Annotated in this window: 19 protein-coding genes; 9 read left to right on the forward strand and 10 right to left on the reverse strand. The window is 62.8% G+C overall.

From position 1 onward, the window contains the following. Positions 1 to 144: 144 nt before the first annotated feature. On the forward strand, positions 145 to 858 hold the full coding sequence (locus tag ACZ9EJ_RS01755) for a sulfate transporter family protein (protein WP_046639590.1): 714 nt from the start codon (positions 145 to 147) through the stop codon (positions 856 to 858). Between the two features lie 33 nt (positions 859 to 891). Here ACZ9EJ_RS01755 and nth read toward each other — a convergent pair whose 3' ends face one another. Next, positions 892 to 1,695: an endonuclease III gene (nth, locus tag ACZ9EJ_RS01760; protein WP_046639492.1), complete on the reverse strand. Its 804-nt coding sequence runs from the start codon at positions 1,693 to 1,695 to the stop codon at positions 892 to 894. A gap of 36 nt (positions 1,696 to 1,731) precedes the next feature. Between nth and ACZ9EJ_RS01765 the strand changes: the two genes are divergently transcribed. The 3 genes from ACZ9EJ_RS01765 (at position 1,732) to ACZ9EJ_RS01775 (ending at position 3,620) form a co-directional block, all read left to right on the forward strand. Beyond that, positions 1,732 to 2,214 carry a DUF2244 domain-containing protein gene (locus ACZ9EJ_RS01765; protein ID WP_046639493.1) on the forward strand — a complete coding sequence of 161 codons (483 nt, stop codon included), beginning with the start codon at positions 1,732 to 1,734 and terminating at the stop codon, positions 2,212 to 2,214. Positions 2,215 to 2,360: 146 nt separating this feature from the next. Continuing rightward, a complete protein-coding gene (locus ACZ9EJ_RS01770) occupies positions 2,361 to 3,242 on the forward strand; it encodes a methylated-DNA--[protein]-cysteine S-methyltransferase (protein ID WP_046639591.1) in 882 nt (293 codons plus the stop codon). A 129-nt stretch (positions 3,243 to 3,371) separates the two neighbouring features. Next, positions 3,372 to 3,620, forward strand: a complete 249-nt coding sequence (locus ACZ9EJ_RS01775; RefSeq protein ID WP_046629013.1) for a PilZ domain-containing protein — start codon at positions 3,372 to 3,374, stop codon at positions 3,618 to 3,620. A 28-nt stretch (positions 3,621 to 3,648) separates the two neighbouring features. Here ACZ9EJ_RS01775 and ACZ9EJ_RS01780 read toward each other — a convergent pair whose 3' ends face one another. Next, a complete protein-coding gene (locus tag ACZ9EJ_RS01780) occupies positions 3,649 to 4,602 on the reverse strand; it encodes a sugar-binding transcriptional regulator (RefSeq protein WP_370649705.1) in 954 nt (317 codons plus the stop codon). Positions 4,603 to 4,834: 232 nt separating this feature from the next. On the opposite strand from ACZ9EJ_RS01780, the gene tal reads away from it, so the two are divergent. Then, positions 4,835 to 5,800 (forward strand): transaldolase, encoded by a 966-nt coding sequence (gene tal / locus ACZ9EJ_RS01785; protein ID WP_046639495.1) that lies wholly within the window; start codon positions 4,835 to 4,837, stop codon positions 5,798 to 5,800. Positions 5,801 to 6,052: 252 nt separating this feature from the next. Here the strand turns inward: tal and ACZ9EJ_RS01790 are convergent, their stop codons facing one another. Then, entirely contained in the window at positions 6,053 to 7,348 is a 1,296-nt protein-coding gene (locus ACZ9EJ_RS01790) for an MFS transporter (RefSeq protein ID WP_046639496.1), read from the reverse strand. 75 nt (positions 7,349 to 7,423) lie between these two features. Further along, positions 7,424 to 7,825, reverse strand: a complete 402-nt coding sequence (locus ACZ9EJ_RS01795; RefSeq protein WP_046639497.1) for a MarR family winged helix-turn-helix transcriptional regulator — start codon at positions 7,823 to 7,825, stop codon at positions 7,424 to 7,426. Positions 7,826 to 8,042: 217 nt separating this feature from the next. Here ACZ9EJ_RS01795 and ACZ9EJ_RS01800 point away from each other — a divergent pair, with 217 nt between their 5' ends. Continuing rightward, the gene (locus ACZ9EJ_RS01800) at positions 8,043 to 9,422 is read left to right on the forward strand and encodes a hypothetical protein (protein ID WP_052764546.1); all 1,380 of its coding nucleotides are present in this window, start codon (positions 8,043 to 8,045) and stop codon (positions 9,420 to 9,422) included. A gap of 228 nt (positions 9,423 to 9,650) precedes the next feature. Here the strand turns inward: ACZ9EJ_RS01800 and ACZ9EJ_RS01805 are convergent, their stop codons facing one another. The 4 genes from ACZ9EJ_RS01805 to ACZ9EJ_RS01820 all read right to left on the reverse strand — a co-directional run bounded on the left by ACZ9EJ_RS01805 (position 9,651) and on the right by ACZ9EJ_RS01820 (position 15,401). Then, positions 9,651 to 10,184, reverse strand: coding sequence for a putative immunity protein (locus ACZ9EJ_RS01805; RefSeq protein ID WP_251089665.1), 534 nt, complete (start codon positions 10,182 to 10,184; stop codon positions 9,651 to 9,653). 189 nt (positions 10,185 to 10,373) lie between these two features. Beyond that, entirely contained in the window at positions 10,374 to 11,873 is a 1,500-nt protein-coding gene (lysS, locus tag ACZ9EJ_RS01810; RefSeq protein ID WP_046639499.1) for a lysine--tRNA ligase, read from the reverse strand. A gap of 182 nt (positions 11,874 to 12,055) precedes the next feature. Further along, positions 12,056 to 13,513 (reverse strand): glutamate--tRNA ligase, encoded by a 1,458-nt coding sequence (gene gltX / locus ACZ9EJ_RS01815; protein ID WP_046604469.1) that lies wholly within the window; start codon positions 13,511 to 13,513, stop codon positions 12,056 to 12,058. A 115-nt stretch (positions 13,514 to 13,628) separates the two neighbouring features. Beyond that, complete coding sequence (locus ACZ9EJ_RS01820; RefSeq protein ID WP_046639593.1) at positions 13,629 to 15,401, reverse strand: SLC13 family permease; 1,773 nt, start codon at positions 15,399 to 15,401, stop codon at positions 13,629 to 13,631. 205 nt (positions 15,402 to 15,606) lie between these two features. Between ACZ9EJ_RS01820 and ACZ9EJ_RS01825 the strand changes: the two genes are divergently transcribed. From ACZ9EJ_RS01825 to ACZ9EJ_RS01835, 3 genes are read left to right on the forward strand one after another with little or no spacing between them, the layout of a single operon-like run. Then, the gene (locus tag ACZ9EJ_RS01825) at positions 15,607 to 16,149 is read left to right on the forward strand and encodes a glutathione peroxidase (RefSeq protein ID WP_046639500.1); all 543 of its coding nucleotides are present in this window, start codon (positions 15,607 to 15,609) and stop codon (positions 16,147 to 16,149) included. Between the two features lie 38 nt (positions 16,150 to 16,187). Beyond that, the gene (locus tag ACZ9EJ_RS01830) at positions 16,188 to 16,676 is read left to right on the forward strand and encodes a GNAT family N-acetyltransferase (protein ID WP_046629030.1); all 489 of its coding nucleotides are present in this window, start codon (positions 16,188 to 16,190) and stop codon (positions 16,674 to 16,676) included. Positions 16,677 to 16,678: 2 nt separating this feature from the next. After that, the gene (locus ACZ9EJ_RS01835; protein ID WP_046639501.1) at positions 16,679 to 17,041 is read left to right on the forward strand and encodes a VOC family protein; all 363 of its coding nucleotides are present in this window, start codon (positions 16,679 to 16,681) and stop codon (positions 17,039 to 17,041) included. A gap of 12 nt (positions 17,042 to 17,053) precedes the next feature. On the opposite strand, the gene ACZ9EJ_RS01840 is transcribed toward ACZ9EJ_RS01835, so the two are convergent. Next, positions 17,054 to 17,821 (reverse strand): TerC family protein, encoded by a 768-nt coding sequence (locus ACZ9EJ_RS01840; RefSeq protein WP_046639594.1) that lies wholly within the window; start codon positions 17,819 to 17,821, stop codon positions 17,054 to 17,056. Positions 17,822 to 17,919: 98 nt separating this feature from the next. Continuing rightward, positions 17,920 to 18,621 carry a TetR/AcrR family transcriptional regulator gene (locus ACZ9EJ_RS01845; RefSeq protein ID WP_046629034.1) on the reverse strand — a complete coding sequence of 234 codons (702 nt, stop codon included), beginning with the start codon at positions 18,619 to 18,621 and terminating at the stop codon, positions 17,920 to 17,922. Positions 18,622 to 18,630: the final 9 nt, after the last annotated feature.

The following is an 18,630-nucleotide window of genomic DNA, read 5'->3' on the forward strand; positions in this document are numbered from 1 at the left end:
TTCGGTGTATCGCGCGGCGACGGCAATTTCGTCGCAGCCAACCCTGCAACAAGGATTGCAGGGATACCGCCCGGCCTTGCCACCCGCCTCCTTGCTCCTCCGCCTCCCAAAACCTACATGTCTCCCGCCAACCTGGAGACGCCGATGATCCTCGACGCCGCACGCCTTTCGCTCGCCAACCTTTTCGCACCCGAGACCCGTTCCGTTTTCTGGAAGACACTGGGCCTCACCGCCCTCGTGCTGATCGGCATCTGGTTCGGCTTGCGGGAGATCTTCATCCTCTATGCCTGGCCATGGTTCGCGGCCTTCTTTCCCGACCTGCCGGATTGGGCGGGGTGGCTGACCCTGTTTGCGGCGATCTTCGCCGGCATCGGGCTGGCGTTGGCGCTCGCGTTGCTGATCGCGCCGATTACCGCCCTCATCGCCGGCCTGTTCCTCGACGATGTCGCGGAAGTCGTCGAAAAGCGCGATTATCCCAACGACCCGCCCGGCAAGGCAATGCCGCTCGCCCAGGCGATTATCGGTTCCATCCAGTTTCTGGGCGTCGTCATCCTCGGCAACATCATCGCGCTCTTCCTGCTGTTTATCCCCGGCATCAACCTGATCGCCTTCTTCATGGTGAACGGCTATCTGCTCGGCCGGGAGTTCTTCGAGTTCGCGGCGACGCGGTTCAGGACGCAGGCGGAAGCGCGGGCCTTCCGCGCCAAACATTCCTCCACCGTGTTCATGGCCGGCCTGCTGATCGCCTGTTTCCTGGCGATCCCGATCGTCAACCTTCTGACCCCGCTGTTCGCCGCCGGCCTGATGGTGCATCTCCACAAGGCAGTCTCGAAGCGCGATCCCGGCTTCAAGCTCTAGCCGGGCAGGGCGGAAGCGTCGTACGTCGCGGCCCTATTCGACGGCCGCGCCGATGAGCTGCTGCGGCAGTTCCACCAATGCCGCCGGTACGTCGACGGTCTTTTCCGGCGAGCGGCAGAGATCGGCAATCACGCAGCGTTCGCATTCCGGTTTTCGCGCCTTGCAGCAATAACGCCCGTGCAGGATCAGCCAGTGGTGGGCGTGGAAGAGATACTGGTCGGGGATCACCTTCAACAGGTTTTCCTCGACCTCGTCGGGCGTCTTGCCCGGCGCCATCAAGAGCCGGTTGGCAATGCGGAAGACATGCGTGTCGACCGCCAGCGTCGGCACGCCGAAGGCCATCGACATCACCACATTCGCCGTCTTGCGGCCGACGCCCGGCAGGCGGATCAGCTCTTCGCGCGTCTTCGGCACCTGGGAACCGAACTCGTCGATCAGCATGCGACAGAGCGCGATCACGTTCTTCGCCTTGTTGCGGTAGAGCCCGATCGTCTTGATATATTGGGTGACGCCCTCTTCGCCGAGCGCAAGCATCTTTTCGGGCGTGTCGGCGATCTTGAACAGGGCCCGCGTCGCCTTGTTGACGCCGGCATCGGTCGCCTGGGCAGACAGTGCCACCGCCACGACCAGCGTGAACGGGTTTACATGCTCCAATTCGCCCTTCGGCTCCGGCCGCTGCACCGAAAAGCGGCGAAAGATCTCCTCCATTTCCGCCTTGGTGTAGGCGGATTTGAAGCGCTTCGGCTTGGTCGCCGGCTTGGGTGCGGCCCTGCCGTCGGGCGTGTGATTTGACTTTTGCGGGGTGCTGGTTTTGGATCTGATCTTTGGAGTCGCCATATGCCTGTATAGGCATCCCGCAGGAGGGAAATCAACGTGGACGTTTCCGAGGATCAGCCCGTTTTCGCAGCCGAACTGACGCCCTACCGTTCGCTCGGCAAGACGGGATTTCGTGTCGTGCTGGTGCTGACGGGCGGGATCTGCCTTCTCTATGGCGGCTTTTTCCTGATCACCGGCGCCTATCCGATCGGCTTCTTCTTCGGGTTGGATTTCCTCGGCCTCTATATCGCGCTGAAAATGAGCTACCGCTCCGGCCGCGCGCGAGAGGAAGTGACTGTCTCGCGCAGCAACCTTTCGATCCGGAAATTCTCGCCGGCGGGTCGAGTGGTGGAGCATCGCTTCAATCCGTTCTGGGCGCGCTTCAACGTCCGCCGCCACGAAGAGTTCGGCATCACCTCGATGTCTGTAACGGGCGAGGGGCGCGGCACTGATATCGGCTCTTTCCTCAATCCGGACGATCGGGAGAGTTTCGCCAAGGCCTTCCGAGGAGCCCTGGCGACCGTCAAGCAGCGGGTTTGAACGGTTGGCAAACCTGCAATAGGGCAAGAAACGGGTGGTTTCGGTCAAGCCGAAGGCGCATCTAGGCAGCATACCAGTTGCACAGCGGTTTTTGCGCGCCCAAGGTCCGGGTTGGCCGGTGCGCGGCGCTGCAGAGGAGACAGATGATGAACGCTCTCGCCCAGATCGACTCGCCGCCCATCGACGTGACGCCCGAGGGTTCCGACTACGAAACCGTCCGCCGCGTCATCGAGATGATCACGCTCGACTATCGCGAGCAGCCGTCGCTTGAGGCGATTGCTTCCGAACTCGGCCAGTCGCCGACCCAACTCCAGAAAGTGTTCACCCGCTGGGCCGGGCTGTCGCCAAAAGCTTTTCTGCAGGCCGTCACCCTCGACCATGCCAAGCGCCTCCTCGGCAAGGAGGAACTGCCGCTGCTCGAAGCCTCCTATGAGCTCGGGCTTTCGGGTCCGGGAAGATTGCACGACCTGTTCGTCACCCATGAGGCGATGTCGCCCGGCGAATGGAAGGCGCGCGGCGGTGGGCTTACGATCCGCTACGGCTTCCACCCGTCGCCCTTCGGCGAGGCACTGGTCATGGCAACGGATCGCGGTCTTTCTGGCCTTGCCTTTGCCGATCTCGGCCATGAGCAGGCGGCGCTCGACGACATGATGCGCCGCTGGCCGAATGCCGAATACGTTCCCGACCAGGAGATGACGGCGCCTTATGTCGGCCGCGTCTTCGACCGTGCGAACTGGTCGTGCGACCGGCCGCTGAAGGTCGTGCTTATCGGCACCGATTTCCAGGTGCGCGTCTGGCAGAGCCTGCTCAAAATCCCGTTCGGTAAGGCCGTCACCTATTCGGACGTCGCCAACGACATCGGCCAGCCGACGGCCAGCCGCGCGGTGGGTGCGGCGGTCGGGGCAAACCCGATCTCGTTCGTGGTGCCGTGTCATCGGGCGCTCGGCAAGAGCGGCGCGCTGACGGGTTATCACTGGGGGCTGACGCGCAAGCGGGCGATCCTGGGCTGGGAAGCGGGAAACGCGTAAGGGGCCGAACGCCGCGAGCCGGCACATACCAGGTCGCCTGCAAACCATAGGCTGCCACTGAGGATTGCGGGATTGCCCATTGGGGCATATAAGCTATGGCTGAAATGATCATCGAAGGGACGCGGTCAGGTGCATGAGCGCAGATACCAGAGATCGAAAAGCTTCCTGGGCGCCAAAATCATCTTCAATGGCGATCATTCGACCTTCGACTGCATCGTGAAGGAAATCTCGGACGGCGGCGCGTTGATCAAGATCGAGAACGCCTTGTCCGTTCCGGAAAGCTTCGGCCTTGCCTTGTCAGATGGTCGACGTTTCGAATGCGAAGTCCGCTGGCGGCGGATCAATTCCCTCGGCGTAGAGTTCCTGACCGCTGCCTGATTGCCGTCCGTTCACGCGCGGCCAGGGGTCAGGCTGCCCCTTGCGCGATCTCGGAGGGCTCGTTCAGCCGCAGCAATTCCTTGGCCGCAGTCTCGTCGGTGATCAGCGTATGGCACCCGATCCTGCGGATCGTGGCGCGGATCGCGACCGCCCGGTGCGCACCGCCCGACGACAGCACGATGTGCCGGGCCTTTTTCAGCGTATCGAGATCCACCGACATCACCCGCTCGTTCAGCTTGTGATCCACGGAGCGGCCTTCCTCGTCGAGAAAGTTGAACATCGTGTCGCAGACGCAGCCGGCCGCGATCAGCCGGTCGAGTTCCGCCTTGGAGATGAAGCCTTCCGACAGCGAGGTCGAATGCGGGCCGATGTCGCCGCAGCTCACCACCGCGAGATCGAGGTTTTCGGCAAGGTCGTAGATCGTGTTGAGCCCGCACTGCTCGATCAGCGCCCGCTTGGTCTTGACCGAGTCCACAAGCAGTGGTGCCAGAAACATGTAACACTCGGCACCGAGCTGGCCCGCGAAACGCCAGGTGTAATCGATCGGATTGGTCTGGTGCACGGCGACGATGCCGCCGAGCAGCGACACGACCTTGCAGTTCTTCCGCCGCGGCGGCCGAAAGCTGCCGAGCGAGGCGGTCATCGTGCGGCCCCAGCCGACGCCGATGGTCATGTCGTCCTGCACCACTTCGGAGAGGAATTGTCCGAGCGCCAGCCCGACGGAACTGGCGAGCGCCGCAGCGCTGTTGTCGCGAGGAGCCGGCACGACCACGGCCTCGTCGAGGCCGTAAGCCTTTTCCAGCCGGATCGCCAGCTCGACGCAGGTGTCGATGCCCTCGCTGATCCAGATCTGCACCTCGGAGCGCTTCATCGCCTCGTCGAGCAGGCGGATCACCGTCGAGCGGCTCAATCCCAGTCGCTCGGCGACATCTTTCTGCGTCAATCCCTGGTTATAATAAAGCCACGCCGCCCTCAGCCTCATGGAGGCTGCCTCGGAATAGGCGGTATGGGTCTCGCGTCTGAGCCTAGCCAACGGGCCTCCGGGACGATCTTGGACAAGTGAGATCATACTTGTTCCAGCTGACACATATGTCAATTCCGAAGGACAAATGTCTTGACTTTTTAACCGTGGGCGGGGGATAGTTCTTATCAACGCGCCGGAGGAGCCAAATCGCGCAACAGGCGTTTAGTTCTCCATATCGAGGAATATTCGGATGACGTCTAAACTAGAGCAGCTTCGTTCCATGACCACGGTCGTTGCCGATACCGGCGACATCGAGGCGGTCGCCCGCCTGAAGCCCGTGGATTGCACCACCAACCCGACCATCGTTCTCAAGGCGCTCGGCACGCCCGTCTTCGCCGACAAGGTCCAGGAAGCGATCGCCTGGGGCCGCAAGCAGTCGGGCAACCCGGATGCCGTCGTGTCCGCCGTGGCCGACCGCCTGGCGATCACCGTCGGTGCCTCGCTTTCCGAACTGGTGCCGGGCCGCGTCTCGACCGAAGTCGATGCCGACCTTTCCTTCGATACCGAAGCGTCGATCGCCAAGGCGCACCAGATCATCGCCGCCTACAAGGAGCGCGGCATCGAGCGTGACCGCATCCTGATCAAGCTCGCCTCCACCTGGGAAGGCATCCGCGCCGCGGAAGTGCTGCAGAAGGAAGGCATCGATTGCAACCTGACGCTTCTCTTTTCCCAGGCCCAGGCAATCGCCTGCGCTGAAGCCAAAGTCTTCCTGATCTCGCCCTTCGTCGGCCGCATTCTCGACTGGTACAAGAAGTCGACCGGCCAGGACTACACGGCCGAGACCGATCCGGGCGTCGTGTCCGTGCGCGCCATCTACAATTACTACAAGGCGAACGGCATCAAGACGATCGTCATGGGCGCCTCCTTCCGCAATGCCGGTGAAATCGAAGCGCTGGCCGGCTGCGACCGTCTGACGATCAGCCCGGCTCTGCTCGACGAGCTCGACAAGGATACCGGCAAGCTGGAGCGCAAGCTCGTGCCGGAGACCTTCAACGCGGAGCCGTTGCAGTCGCTCGACGAAAAGTCCTTCCGCTGGATGCTGAACGAGGACGCCATGGCGACCGAAAAGCTCTCGGAAGGCATCCGCGCCTTCGCCAAGGACCTCGCTTCGCTGCGCCAGATGGTAAAGAAGGAACTGACCCTCGCGGCCGCCTGATACCAGCTTCCACCGCCGGCATGAAGAAAGGCCCGTCTCGCGACGGGCCTTTTTGATGTTCGTTCGCGGCTTGCCCCTCATCCGCCCTGCCGGGCACCTTCTCCCCGCACGCGGGGAGAAGGAGATTCGCGGCATCGCTCTTTGCCTTCAAAAAAGGATGGTGACGGTGCGGCATATCCCTTCTCCCCGCGTGCGGGGAGAAGGTGGCGGCAGCCGGATGAGGGGCAAACTCACCGGCAGGCCGAGAGGAGGTCAGGCCGGCTGCGGTACCAGCTTGGCAGCACCCGGCTTGCGCAGCAGCAGGACGGAAACCGCGGCGATCATGCACATCACGCCGGCGATCTGCAGGGCCGGCATATAGGTGTTGAAGTCGCTCTTCAGGAACCCGGCACCGAAGGCAGCGGTGGCCGCGCCGATCTGATGGCCGGCAAACACCCAGCCGAAGATCAGTCCGGCGCGTTCGCGGCCGAATTCGGCGGCGGCGAGCTTCACCGTCGGCGGCACGGTCGCCACCCAGTCGAGGCCGTAGAAGATCGCGAAGAGCGACAGTTCGACGAAGCTGAAACCCGAGAGGGAGAGGTAGACCAGCGACAGGCCGCGCAGGCCGTAGAACCAGAACAGCAGCCAGCGATTGTCATAGCGGTCCGACAGCCAGCCGGCGAAGATGGTGCCGAAGAAGTCGAAGATGCCGATCACCGCAAGCGTGCTGGCGGCGGTGACGGCGGCCATGCCGAAGTCGCCGCAGATCGAGATCCAATGGGTCTGGATCAGCCCGTTTGTCGAGAGGCCACAGACGAAGAACGTGCCGAACAGGACCCAGAATGTTCCGCTCTTCGAGGCGTGGCTGAGCGCGCCGATCGGCGAATAGAGCGTCGCCAGGAACTTGTGGTCCTGCTTCGGCGCCGGTGTCACCGCGGTCTCGCCATAGGCAGGGAGGCCGACATCGGATGGATAGTCACGCATCAGAAGCAGGACCAGCAGCATCGCGGCGGATATGACGACGACCGTAAAGGTGAGCGCGGTGCGCCAGCCGTAGGCTTCCGTCATGGCGGCGAGCAGCGGCAGAAAGACGAGCTGGCCCGTGGCGTTGCTGGCGGTCATCAGCCCGACGACGAGGCCGCGGCTCTTGGAAAACCAGCGGGTCGCGACCGTTGCGCCGAGAACCAGCGCCGTCATGCCGGTGCCGACCCCGATCACCACGCCCCAGAGCGCCACGAGCTGCCAGACCTGCGTCATGAACAACGACAGGACAATGCCGCCCATGATCAGCGCCAGGGCAAAGGCGACCACCTGGCGGACACCGAAATGGTTCATGAAGGCGGCGGCAAACGGTCCGAGCAGGCCGAAAAGCACGAGGCGGACGGCCATGGCCGAGGAGATGTCGGCGATATCCCAGCCGAACTCCTGATGCAGCGGCTGGATCATCACGCCGGCCGAGCCCATGGCGCCGGCGGTCGCCAGCATGGTCAGGAATGTGGTGACGGCGACCACCCATCCATAATGCAGATTTCTGGCCGCCATCCATTGGGCGGCGCGATTGGAGATCATGGTCTGTCCCTTTCCTGGTCGTAGCCGCACCGGCAGCGTGATGAAATCGGGTATATACCCGCTTCTGGTTAAAAATCAGAGGGCTGCAAGCAGTTCCTGCAGTTGCCTGGTTTTCTCGGCCCCGAGCCGGGCCTCGATGTCGTCCTGGACGCCGTCCCACAGCGGCGCGCCCTGTTTCAAGATCGCATGGCCCTGCGGCGCGATGGTCAGCATCGCTTCCCGCTGATCCTCGCCATGACCGATCGCCACCAGACCCATGCGCTCCAGCACCTTGGCATTGCGGCCGACCGTCGAGCGGTCCAGTTCCACCTGGACGGCGAGATCGGTCAGCGAGATCGGCGCCAGCCGGTTGATGTTGCGCAGCAGGCTGAACTGCCCGATGTTGACGCCGAGCGGCGCCAGGGCCTCGTCGTAATAGGACGAGACCTTTCGGGAGGCTTTGCGCAGCAGGATGCAGTGGCAGGTATCGTTCGGCATGGAGCGGGTATATACCCGCGGTTCGATCTGCGCAAGAGGGGTGCATCAGAAGCAGGTGCGTTCCGGAATGAAGCACGCCGGCTGCGAGAAACTCCTCCGGACGGCGAAAAGAACCTCCCGGCTTAAAGCTTCCTCAACAAGAATAGGCGACTATCCCGGCACTATTCCATCCTGTTGTTCTGCGTAAAATGGAGTTGACCATGCCGGAGTTCGGCAAGTGAAGGGTCTGAAGTTCCGGTTTTCCAAGAAGCTTGTCTTCATCCTCATGGGCAGCATCGTCGTGCTCGGCGGTGGCAGCGGTGCGGCGGCGGTGCTCATCGGCACGGACAAGATCCTCGGCCCCTCCTATCTGGAGATCAACGGGCTCGAATGCACCGCGCTTGAAACGGTCAAGATCAAGCGGGACCAGCGTTACTGGGTACGCAAATATGTGGTGAGCGACGAGGCCGGTGACGGACTGGCGCGCATCCGCACGGCCTTGCGTGTCGCCAAGGCGGTCCAGGAGAAGGAAAAGGCCGATCTCGTCCAGGTGGCGATGATCGACAAGGCAGGTCCCCGCGATCGGGCCCAGATGCGCGGCCGCGCGATCGGCGCCCAGGTCGTCTATATTCCCGATCCCAAGAAGGCGCCCGAGGGCACCGACGCACAGCCCTATTCGGCATATTACCTCGACGGCACCGCCAATTCGAACGGCGAATATTACGGCATGCGCGTCGATCTGCCGCTCGAGGATGTCGAGGCGCTCACCGCCCGGCTGACCGACCATGCCGATTGCGTCGGCCCTGTCGTCGCCACGCCGGAAGCCGAACACGGCCAGAAGCCGAAGGCGGACGGTCACGGCGCGCCGAGCGCACCCGCCGGCCATGGCGAACCAGTCGCCAGCGGTCATGGCGCCCCTGCAGACGGTCACGGCGCTCCAGCCGAGGGACAGGGCGGCGAGGTCGCGGCCAAGGAGAGCGGCGGCTTCCTCAGTTCCGTCACCGGCATGATCTTCGGCTCCGGGCAGGAAGCACCCGCGCAAGGCCAAGCACCCGCTGGCAATCCTGCCGCCGCTGAAACCCATGCCGCTGCCCCGGCTGCTGCTGCCCCCGCAGCCCCGGCCGCCGACGCGCACGCGGCGCCCGCGGCACCGAACAAGTCCGTTGCCAATCAGGCCCCCGATCAGAGCCAGGGCAACCAGAAACCGGCCGCACCTGCCCAGGTCGCATCCGCAGAACCGAAAAAGGAAGAGGGCGGGTTTCTCGCTTCGGTAATGGGCATGTTCTCCGGTGGCGGGGAACAGGAGAAACCCGGCGCAGCCCCGGCCGCCGCCAAGGCATCGGAACCCGCGCCCGCGCCCCGCACGTCTGCGGAAGGCGGCAAGCGCTGGTCGAAGCAGACCGATGGCGATGCCGTTCGTTCAGACGCCAAGCCGTCGGAAACGGCGCATTCCGAAGCGGCTCCGGCCAAGACCGCCGGCGCCACGGACGCGGACGCCGCCGGCGCCGAATGGCTTGCAAAGCTCAGGGGCCAACCGGCTCCGGCCGCACCCGCGAAACCCGCCCAGGCGGCTTCAGCTTCGGATGCCAAGGGCCCGGCCGCGCAGGTCGTGCATTGAGAGTGGGGGAGGACCCCTCACTTGCGATTTCCAACTTGGCTTCGCAAAATATTGAAACTCCTATCTCTCCCGCTGGAGAGATAGGGATGCCGCCGCCGTGATCGCCACCACCCTCTCCGTCGTCATCCCTGGACGGTATTCACCGAGCCCCCCGCCCCTTGCTAGGGTGGCGATCTGAGCGTCGGATCTTGGTAGCTCTCCTAGTCGTAACTTCCCGGAGAGCCTTCTCTATTCAGCTTGTCGGAGCGAAGCATCGAGCTGACGGACCAGTTCGCCGACCCGTCCGCCGCCAGTTGGAGCGGCTGGATAACGCTTGAGGACGTCCACCACTACTGGATGCGGGCGGATCGGTGTTTGCGCCATATGGCTGGCTTCGCCAGCGGGGTTCTCTTGGGCGGCGAGTTCAAACGCGCGCGCGGCGTGAGCGGCCGATCCGAGGATGTGCTTGACCTGAGCCGCCTTCGCCAGCGGGTGGAGGAAGGCCGCCCCGGCTGCCGCCAGCGCCGCGAGGGCGGCCTCGCTCGCGGCGGCCTTTCCGGCGTCGCGGGCTTCATGAGCGGCCCGTTGCGCGCCCCAGGCGCGGTCCCGGAGCGTTTTGGTCCGGCGGCCTCCGTCGGCGAAATCCTGCGCAGCATTGATCGCGTCCCATGGGCGCGGGTCCTCGGGGCGTTCACGTTCGAAGATCGCCAATGCGGATCGACCGCACGCTGCCGCATAACCAGTGACCTCGCGGATCTCCGCCAGGCTGAGTTCGATGATCAAAGTGTCTTCCGCCATGGTCCCAAACGTTACGGGTCGAACTTACCGGCATACGGGGCTGCCTCGCACCCGGACAGGCGGTCATGAGGGCCGTTCCGGTGCCCACGACCGGCCCTTGTCGCTGGCGGCGTGTCCCCGTCATCCTCAGGCTTGACCCGAGGATGACGGCATTTGCGGTGCGGTGAACCGCTATCAATCCGCCTTGGCCCGGCGCGCCGGGAACAGGATCACGTCTCGGATCGACGGTGAGTCCGTCAGCAGCATGACCAGACGGTCGACGCCGATGCCGAGGCCGCCGGCGGGCGGCATGCCCTGGTCGATGGCGTCCAGGAATTCGTCGTCGAGCTGCTTGTCCTTCTCGCCGCGGGCATGGGCCTGCTCCAGCTGTTCGACCATGCGCTTGCGCTGTTCTTCGGGATCGTTGAGTTCGGAAAACGCGTTGCCCAGTTCCCAGGCGTTGCAATAGGTCTCGAAGCGTTCGACGAGGCGCGGTTCGCCCGGGACTTCCTTGGCGAAGGGCGAGATGTCCTTCGGGAAATGCGTCACGTGGCTCGGCTGGATCAGCGTGGCCTCGACCTTTTCCTCGAAGATGAAGGCGAGGCATTCGCCCCAGGTCCAATCCTTCTCGACCGCGAAGCCGGCGGCCTTGGCGGCGGTGCGGGCTTCCTCATCGGTCTTCATCGCGAGGAAGTCGATGCCGGTCGCTTCCTTGACGGCGTCGGGCATCGGCACGCGCTTGAACGGGCCCTTGAAGGACAATTCCTTGTCGCCGAACTTCACTTCGGTGGTGCCGTGGATGGTCATGGCTAATGTCGAGAACATGCGTTCGACGAGGTCCATGATGTCCTCGTAATCGGCATAGGCCCAGTAGCACTCCATCATCGTGAATTCGGGGTTGTGCCGGGTCGAAACGCCTTCGTTGCGGAAATTGCGGTTGATCTCGAAGACCTTGTCGGTGAGGCCGGAGACCAGCGTGCGCTTCAAGAACAGTTCTGGCGCGATGCGCAGGTACATGTCGAGCTTCAGCGTGTTGTGATGCGTCTTGAAGGGTTCTGCCGTTGCGCCGCCATAAACCGAATGCAGCATCGGCGTCTCGACTTCCATGAAGCCGTCGTTTTCCATGAAGCGGCGGATGCCGGAGACGATGCGGCTGCGCTGCTGGAAACGGAGCTTCGACTCCTCGTTGGTCATGATGTCGAGATGGCGCTTGCGGTAGCGCAGCTCGACGTCCGACAGGCCATGCCATTTTTCCGGCATCGGCAGAAGCGACTTGGTGAGCATGGTGATGTTCTGGGCGTTGATCGTCAGTTCGCCGCGCTTGGTGCGGCGCACGACGCCGGTGACGCCGATGATATCGCCGATATCGACCAGCGGCAGCAGGTCGCGCGCTTCCTGCGGCGTGGTGTCCTTGTGGGAGAAGATCTGAACCTTGCCCGACGCGTCATGGATATCCATGAACATGCCGGAATTGCGCGAGGAATAGACCCGGCCGGCGACGGTGACGATGTCCTGCGTCTCGACGTCCGCCTCCAGGTTCTTGTATTTCTCGGCCAGTTCCGCATTGGTCATCGTCCGGTGGAAATGCGCCGGATAGACGTCGCCGATCTTTTCGCGAAGGATGGCGAGTTTTTGCGCGCGCACCTGCGTGGCGTCGGAGGAGAGGGCGGTTTCGTTGGTCGTGTTCTCGGTCATGGTATTTCGCCTTCTTCGGGCAGGTTTGTCTTGTTTTTGTCGGTGCGGCTGGCTCGGCGTAACCCTCCCCCTTGTGGGGAGGGTCGGAGCGAAGCGACGGGGAGGGGTTTTCCTGGATGTTAGGAAGAAAGGCCCCTCCCTAACCCTCCCCACAAGGGGGAGGGGACCCGTCGCGTATGTCTTTACTTTCCGTCGCCCACCATGGACGCCACCACCGTCGCGGCAATCTTCAACCGCTGCCTGACGACTGAGCGACCGAGCAGCGCCATGCTATCGAACAGCGGCAGCGAGCGGGACGAACCCGACATGGCGACGAATAGCGGCGGGGTGACGACGCGCAGCTTCTTGCCAAGCTTGTCGGCGACGGCGCGCAGTTCCGCGTCGATCGTCTCGACATTCCATTCGAGGATCTTTTCGAGATCCGTCTGAACGGTGGTGAGGATTTCCAGCGTCTCGGCCGGGCTGGTCTTCAGGCCCGCAAACGAGGCCGGCGTCAGGCCGACATCGCTGGACAGCAGGAAGCCGGCGAGGTTCGGCAGTTCGCCGAGCTTGGAAATGCGGCTCTGCGAATGTTTCAGGCCTTCCGTCAGGCGGCTGTTCTCCATGGCCCATTCCAGCACGCGGGCGACGAATTCGTCCGGAGACAGCTTTTCGCGCAGCCAGCGGCCGTTCAGCCAGTCGAGTTTCTGGATGTCGAAGATCGCGCCGGCCTTGGAGAGGTTGTCCGGATCGAACTTTTCGATCAGCTCGTCCATGGTCAGCATCTCTTCGCCTTCGGCGATCTGGATGAAGAACAGGCCGAGGAAGTTCATCAGCGCTTCCGGCAGGTAGCCGAGCGCGGAATAATAGGAGATCGAGGTCGGGTTCTTGCGCTTCGACAGTTTCGACTTGTCGGCGTTGCGCATCAGCGACAGGTGCATGAACACCGGCTGTTCCCACTCGAAATAACGATAGAGCAGGATGTGCTTCGGCACCGATGCCAGCCATTCCTCGCCGCGCGCCACATGGGTGATCTTCATCAGATGGTCGTCGATGACGTTGGCCATGTGATAAGTCGGCATGCCGTCGCCCTTGATCAGCACCTGCATGTCGACCGAATCCCACGGGATCGACACGTCGCCATAAACGCCGTCGTGGAAGTCGCAGGAGCCTTCAGTCGGGATCTTCATGCGGATGACCGAGCCTTCGCCGGCCGCCATCCTGGACGTGACTTCCTCGGCCGTATAGCTCAGGCAGAGACCGTCGTATTTCGGCGGCTTGCCGGCGGCGCGCTGGCCTTCGCGCATTTGCTCCAGCCGCTCGGGCGTGCAGAAACAGCGGAAGGCGTGGCCCTTGTCGAGCAGTTGCTGGGCATAGGGCTGGTACATGTCCTTGCGGTCGGACTGGCGATAGGGACCGTAGGGGCCTCCGACATCCGGGCCTTCCGCCCAGGTCAGGCCCGTCCAGCGCAACGCGTCCAGCACCTTCTGTTCGAATTCCAGCGTCGAACGCGTCGCATCGGTATCCTCGATGCGCAGGATGAATTCGCCGCCATGTTTCTTGGCGAAGAGGTAGTTGAAGAGCGCGATATAGGCGGTGCCGACATGCGGCTCGCCGGTCGGCGAGGGGGCGATGCGGACGCGGGGCTTCGTGGCGATCATGAAGAATGCTCTATCTGTGGCGGCCTAAAAGGCGCCAAGCCTGTTTTTGAAATGCGGATTGGCGCAGGCTTAGGCCATATTCAGCCTCAAGCGTCAAGGTTTTTGGCCTTGAACCCTACGTTACCGGCCAGACATAGAGCAGTGCCGGCACGCTGACGAGGATGATCAGGAAGGAAAGCGGCAGACCGAGCCTCGGATAGTCGGAAAACTTGTAACCGCCGGGGCCGAAGACCAGCGTGTTGCACTGGTGGCCGACCGGGGTGAGGAAATCGCAGCCGGCGCCGATCGCCACCGCCATCAGGAACGCTTCCGGCCGAAAACCGAGACTGGTGGCGAAGCTCGCGGCGATCGGGCCCATGACGAGCACCGTCGCGGCATTGTTGAGGAACGGCGTCACCGCCATGGCAGTGACGAGGATCAGCCCCAGGGCACCCCAGGCGGGAAGCGTCGCGGCCACCTGGCCGAGCCAACCTGCGATCAGCTCGCTGCCACCGGTCGTCTTCAGCGAATCCGAAACGGGGATCAAGGCCGCCAGCATGACGAGGATCGGCCCGTCGACCGATTTGTAGAAATCGTTGAGCGGGATCGCCCGGAAGACGACCATGCCGAGGGCGGCGGTGAAGAAGGCAACCGGAACCGGCGCGATGCCGACGGCGGTCGCGGCCATGGCCAGCACCAGGATGACCAGCGGAATGAAGGCACGGCGGCGGGTTCCGAGCAGGATTTCCCGCTGCGCCAGCGGCAGCAGGGAAAAGTCCTGCAGCACCGCGGGCAGGTTCTTGCGGCTGCCCTGCAGCACCAGCACGTCGCCGGCCATCAGTGTCAGCTCGCCCAGCCGCTGCTTCAGCCGCTCGCCGCGCCGGCTGATCGCCAGAAGATTGATGCCGCGCGTGTAGGAAAGCGCCAGTTCCTTGGCGGAGAGGCCCTTGAGCGGCGATTCCTGGGTGATGATCGCCTCGACCGAGATCACGTCCGCCTGTGCTTGGCCGTTTTCCCTCAGCGGCTTGCCGGACAGTTTCAGCTTGCCGCCGGAGACGATCCTGTCCAGCGCGACCGACGGGCCTTCGAGGAGAACGGCATCGCCTTCGCGCAGGACGAGATCCGGAAAGGGCGACATGCGGGCCGTTCCGCGCAGCACGGCAGTGGCCAGTACCTCGCCGTCGCCGAGTTTCAGGAGATCGCCGATCGATTTTTCGAGGAGCGTGGAATCGGACGTCACGGAGACTTCCGACGTGTAGTTCCTGATCTCCACCGCCTCTTCGATCGAGCTGTTTTCCCTGGTGCGGCTCGGGACCAGCCAATGGAAGAAGAGCAGGAAGGTGATGCCGACGACGGTGAGGATCGCCCCGATCGGTGTGAAGTCGAACATCGTGAACGAGGTGCCGGTCAGCTCTTCGCGCAGCCGCGAGACGACGATGTTGGGCGAGGTGCCGATCTGGGTCATCAGCCCGCCGAGCAGGGCCGCAAACGCCATCGGCATCAGGTATTTGGATGGCGATGCGCCGGATTTCCTGGCGAACTGGAAGGCGACCGGCATCATGATCGCCAGCGCACCGATGTTCTTGATGAAGGCGGAAAGCAGCGCCACCACGATCATCAAGAGCGCAAGCTGGGTATGCAGCGTGTTGAGGTTCGGGAAGAGCTTCTTGATGGCGATATCGACGATGCCCGACCGCGCCACGCCGGCGCTGACCACCAGCGCGCTGCCGACGATGATGACGATATCGTCCGAGAAGCCTGAGAACGCCTTGTCGACGGGCACGACGCCGAGTGCGACGGCCAGCACCAGCGCGCAGCAGGCGACCACGTCGTAGCGAAACCGGTCCCAGATGAAGACCACCATCATGATGGCGATGACGGAAAACGCGAGGATCTGCTGAGTGGTCATGCCGCCCTTGATATCGAGAGGACCGGCGGAAGGATCACCGCCGGCAGGAGGATAACGTGGCGTAGCCGCGCCGCCCGTCAATGCGGGGATGGGTCCAAAGTTCCGGCGCGCCGAAGGCCGGGGGGCCTGTCCACTGGACAACGGGAGCCGCTTCGATAGGGTGTCGCGGCAAAGAGACCAGTTTGTTTTGAATGGAGATTTGTCGATGACTGATGTTTTGAACGTACCGGTGAAGCTGGCCGACGGCCGCGAGACCACGCTTTCCGAATACAAGGGCAAGGTGATGCTGGTCGTCAACGTCGCGTCGAAATGCGGCCTGACCAAGCAGTATGAAGGCCTCGAAAAGCTGTACGAGGACAAGCGCGCCGACGGTTTTGTCATTGCGGCCTTCCCGGCCAACAACTTCAAGGGCCAGGAGCCCGGCACGGACGCCGAGATCGTCGAATTCTGCCAGCTCACCTATGACGTGAAATTCCCGATCTTCTCGAAGATCTCCGTCAAGGGCGAGGACAAGCACCCGCTCTACCAAGGCCTCACTGGTTCCGGCGTTCCGACCACCGGCGACGGCCCGATGAAGGAAAAGCTGCGCGGCTTCGGCATGGAGGTCGAAGACGGCGAAATCGTCTGGAATTTCGAAAAATTCCTGATCGGCCGCGATGGTCAGATCAAGGCACGTTTCGCGCCTGACGTCGATGCGCAGGACAACCGGCTGGTCGAGGCGGTCGAGCGGGAACTGGCGAAGAGCTAAGGCCTGCGAAAGTATGGACTGGGAAAAGGGATCGATCCGTGAAGACGGCTGATGGTTTCTCGATCTCCGACCTGCGTGCGCGGCCCGGCTTTGCCGGGGACGTGGCCGATCGCGTCTGGAATGCCTGGTGGCGGAGCAAGGGTGTTCCGCTGGAATACATAACCGGTCGGGTGCAGGAAAACCTGGTCTCGACCGGGATACCCTTGGCCATCGTGGCGCATCAAGGGGATCGGTTTCTGGGAACTGCGTCGCTGATCACGAGCGACATGGACGAACGTCCCCAATACAGCCCGTGGGTTGCTGCGGTTTGGGTGGAACCGGAATGTCGCGGCGAAGGTGTGGGATCAGCTCTGGTCACCGCCGCAGCTCAGGCGGCTATCGGACAGGGTATCGAAATCGTCTATCTATGCGCCTCGCCTGCCAATTCGCCGTTCTACGAGAGGATAGGCTGGCAGCGCGTGGAAACGGGTGTCGGTAATCTCAACATCTTCTCGCTTCCCAGCACGAACGGATCCATCGGGAGATAACCGTGCCGCTCAACCGTGTGACGCTCTATGCGAAGGATGTTGAAGCGATGGTGCGTTTTTACGAGACGCATTTCGAGTTCGAAGTCTTGCGATTGCCCGGTGATCGCATCGTCGAGCTGGTCAGCAAGGATGGCGGCGCCAACCTGATGTTTCACCCGGCCGCCAAATCGCAGAAGATCGGCCAGGTGATCGTCAAACTGGTGTTCGACGTGGAGGATGTCGAAGCGTTCTGCAGCCGGGCGGCGGAGCGAGGGCTGCAATTTGGCCCGATCCACAAGGCGGATGGCTACGAGTTCGCGAACGCCAAAGACCCGTGCCAGAACTCAATAGCCGTCTCCAGTCGAGCTTTCCGCAGAACGACGTAAGCTCTCGTCAACTCAATGCAGCGTCGTGCCGCCAGCCTTCTTCCGCTTGCGGGCGTTGCGCGCCACCATGTTGAGCACTTCGACGCCGGCGGAAAAGGCCATGGCGGCGTAGATATAGCCCTTCGGCACATGCACGCCAAAACCTTCGACGATCAGGGTGCCGCCGATCATCAGCAGGAAGGCGAGTGCCAGCATGACGATGGTCGGGTTCTTCTCGATGAAATTGGCAAGCGGCGTGGCGGCGATCAGCATCACGGTGACGGCGGCGACGACGGCGACTACCATGATCGGCAGATGTGGCGTCATGCCGACGGCGGTGATGATGCTGTCGACCGAGAAGACGAGGTCGAGCAGAAGGATCTGGCCGATCGCCGAGGCGAAGCTCATCCTGACCACGTCCTTGCCGGCGCCGACCAGGTCTTCCTTGTGATCGTCGACGTCGACGGAATGGTGGATTTCCTTGGTCGCCTTCCAGACGAGGAAGAGACCACCGGCGATCAGGATCAGGTCCTTCCAGGAGAAACCGTGGCCGAAGGCCTCGAAGATCGGGTTGGTGAGCTGAACGATCCAGGCGACGGTGCCGAGCAGGGCGAGACGCATGACAAGCGCCAGGCCGATGCCGATCTTGCGGGCGCGCTCGCGGCTTTCGGGTGGCAGCTTGTTGGTGAGGATGGAGATGAAGATGAGGTTGTCGATGCCGAGCACGACTTCCATGACGACGAGTGTGACAAGCGCCACCCAGGCGGCCGGATCCTGAACCAGCACGACGATATCCTGCATCAACATTCCCTTCTTTCAATCGCAAGGCGTAATTGCCTGCACGATTTAAGGAGTGATGAGCGGAAGACAAGAGGAGGTTGCGCTACAACCTCCTGAAATCAGGCATGTTCTTTCGTTTTTTCGGTCACGGAATTGTCATGGACGCCGTAGGCTGCCATGAACACCCGGATTGCTCCCGTGACGACATGGTCGATTTCGCTGAACGGCGGTACGTCGTCGAGATCGCCAAAAAGGCGGAGTTTGAAGAAGGTGCCGCTCGCCATGTCGATGAATTGACGGGCTGCGAGATCCGTATCCTCCACCTTGAGATTGCCAAGCGCGACGTGGCGCCTGATGAAATCCTCAAGCACGGTACGGACGTTCTGGGACGGCGAATTTAAGAAATGCCGACATAGGCTTGGCAGGCGATCGACGACGCCGATCACGGTCCGCATCGCCTCTATCACCTGCGTTGCGGTCATATGCGTGGCAAAACCCATGCCGAAGCGGTAGAGGCCGTCCTCGACTTCCTCGCTGCCGGCAAGGATGTCGCGCATGCGCAGCGTGATCCGTTCGCGCTCACGCGCAACCATCGCGCCGAACAGGTCTTCCTTGTTCTGGAAGTAAACGTAGATCGTCCCTTTCGAGACGCCTGCCTCGCGCGTGATGTCGTTCATGCTCGCGGCGTCGAAGCCGAGCTTCATGAAGACCCTTTTCGCCCCGTCGATAATCTGCTCCCGTTTCGCCGGGTCCTCGCCCGCTGCGAAACGTCCGGCGGGAACCGGATCGGATCTTTCCAGTTTCCTTGTCTGCCTGGCCATTTCGATGCC

Source organism: Neorhizobium sp. USDA 3394 (genome assembly GCF_056280385.1).

Coding starts and splice junctions, on each gene's coding strand:
- ACZ9EJ_RS01755 (WP_046639590.1), top strand. CDS start 145: ATGATCCTCGACGCCGCACGCCTTTCGCTCGCCAACCTTTTCGCACCC.
- nth (WP_046639492.1), bottom strand. CDS start 1,695: ATGGCGACTCCAAAGATCAGATCCAAAACCAGCACCCCGCAAAAGTCA.
- ACZ9EJ_RS01770 (WP_046639591.1), top strand. CDS start 2,361: ATGAACGCTCTCGCCCAGATCGACTCGCCGCCCATCGACGTGACGCCC.
- ACZ9EJ_RS01780 (WP_370649705.1), bottom strand. CDS start 4,602: ATGAGGCTGAGGGCGGCGTGGCTTTATTATAACCAGGGATTGACGCAG.
- tal (WP_046639495.1), top strand. CDS start 4,835: ATGACGTCTAAACTAGAGCAGCTTCGTTCCATGACCACGGTCGTTGCC.
- ACZ9EJ_RS01790 (WP_046639496.1), bottom strand. CDS start 7,348: ATGATCTCCAATCGCGCCGCCCAATGGATGGCGGCCAGAAATCTGCAT.
- ACZ9EJ_RS01795 (WP_046639497.1), bottom strand. CDS start 7,825: ATGCCGAACGATACCTGCCACTGCATCCTGCTGCGCAAAGCCTCCCGA.
- lysS (WP_046639499.1), bottom strand. CDS start 11,873: ATGACCGAGAACACGACCAACGAAACCGCCCTCTCCTCCGACGCCACG.
- gltX (WP_046604469.1), bottom strand. CDS start 13,513: ATGATCGCCACGAAGCCCCGCGTCCGCATCGCCCCCTCGCCGACCGGC.
- ACZ9EJ_RS01820 (WP_046639593.1), bottom strand. CDS start 15,401: ATGACCACTCAGCAGATCCTCGCGTTTTCCGTCATCGCCATCATGATG.
- ACZ9EJ_RS01825 (WP_046639500.1), top strand. CDS start 15,607: ATGACTGATGTTTTGAACGTACCGGTGAAGCTGGCCGACGGCCGCGAG.
- ACZ9EJ_RS01840 (WP_046639594.1), bottom strand. CDS start 17,821: ATGCAGGATATCGTCGTGCTGGTTCAGGATCCGGCCGCCTGGGTGGCG.
- ACZ9EJ_RS01845 (WP_046629034.1), bottom strand. CDS start 18,621: ATGGCCAGGCAGACAAGGAAACTGGAAAGATCCGATCCGGTTCCCGCC.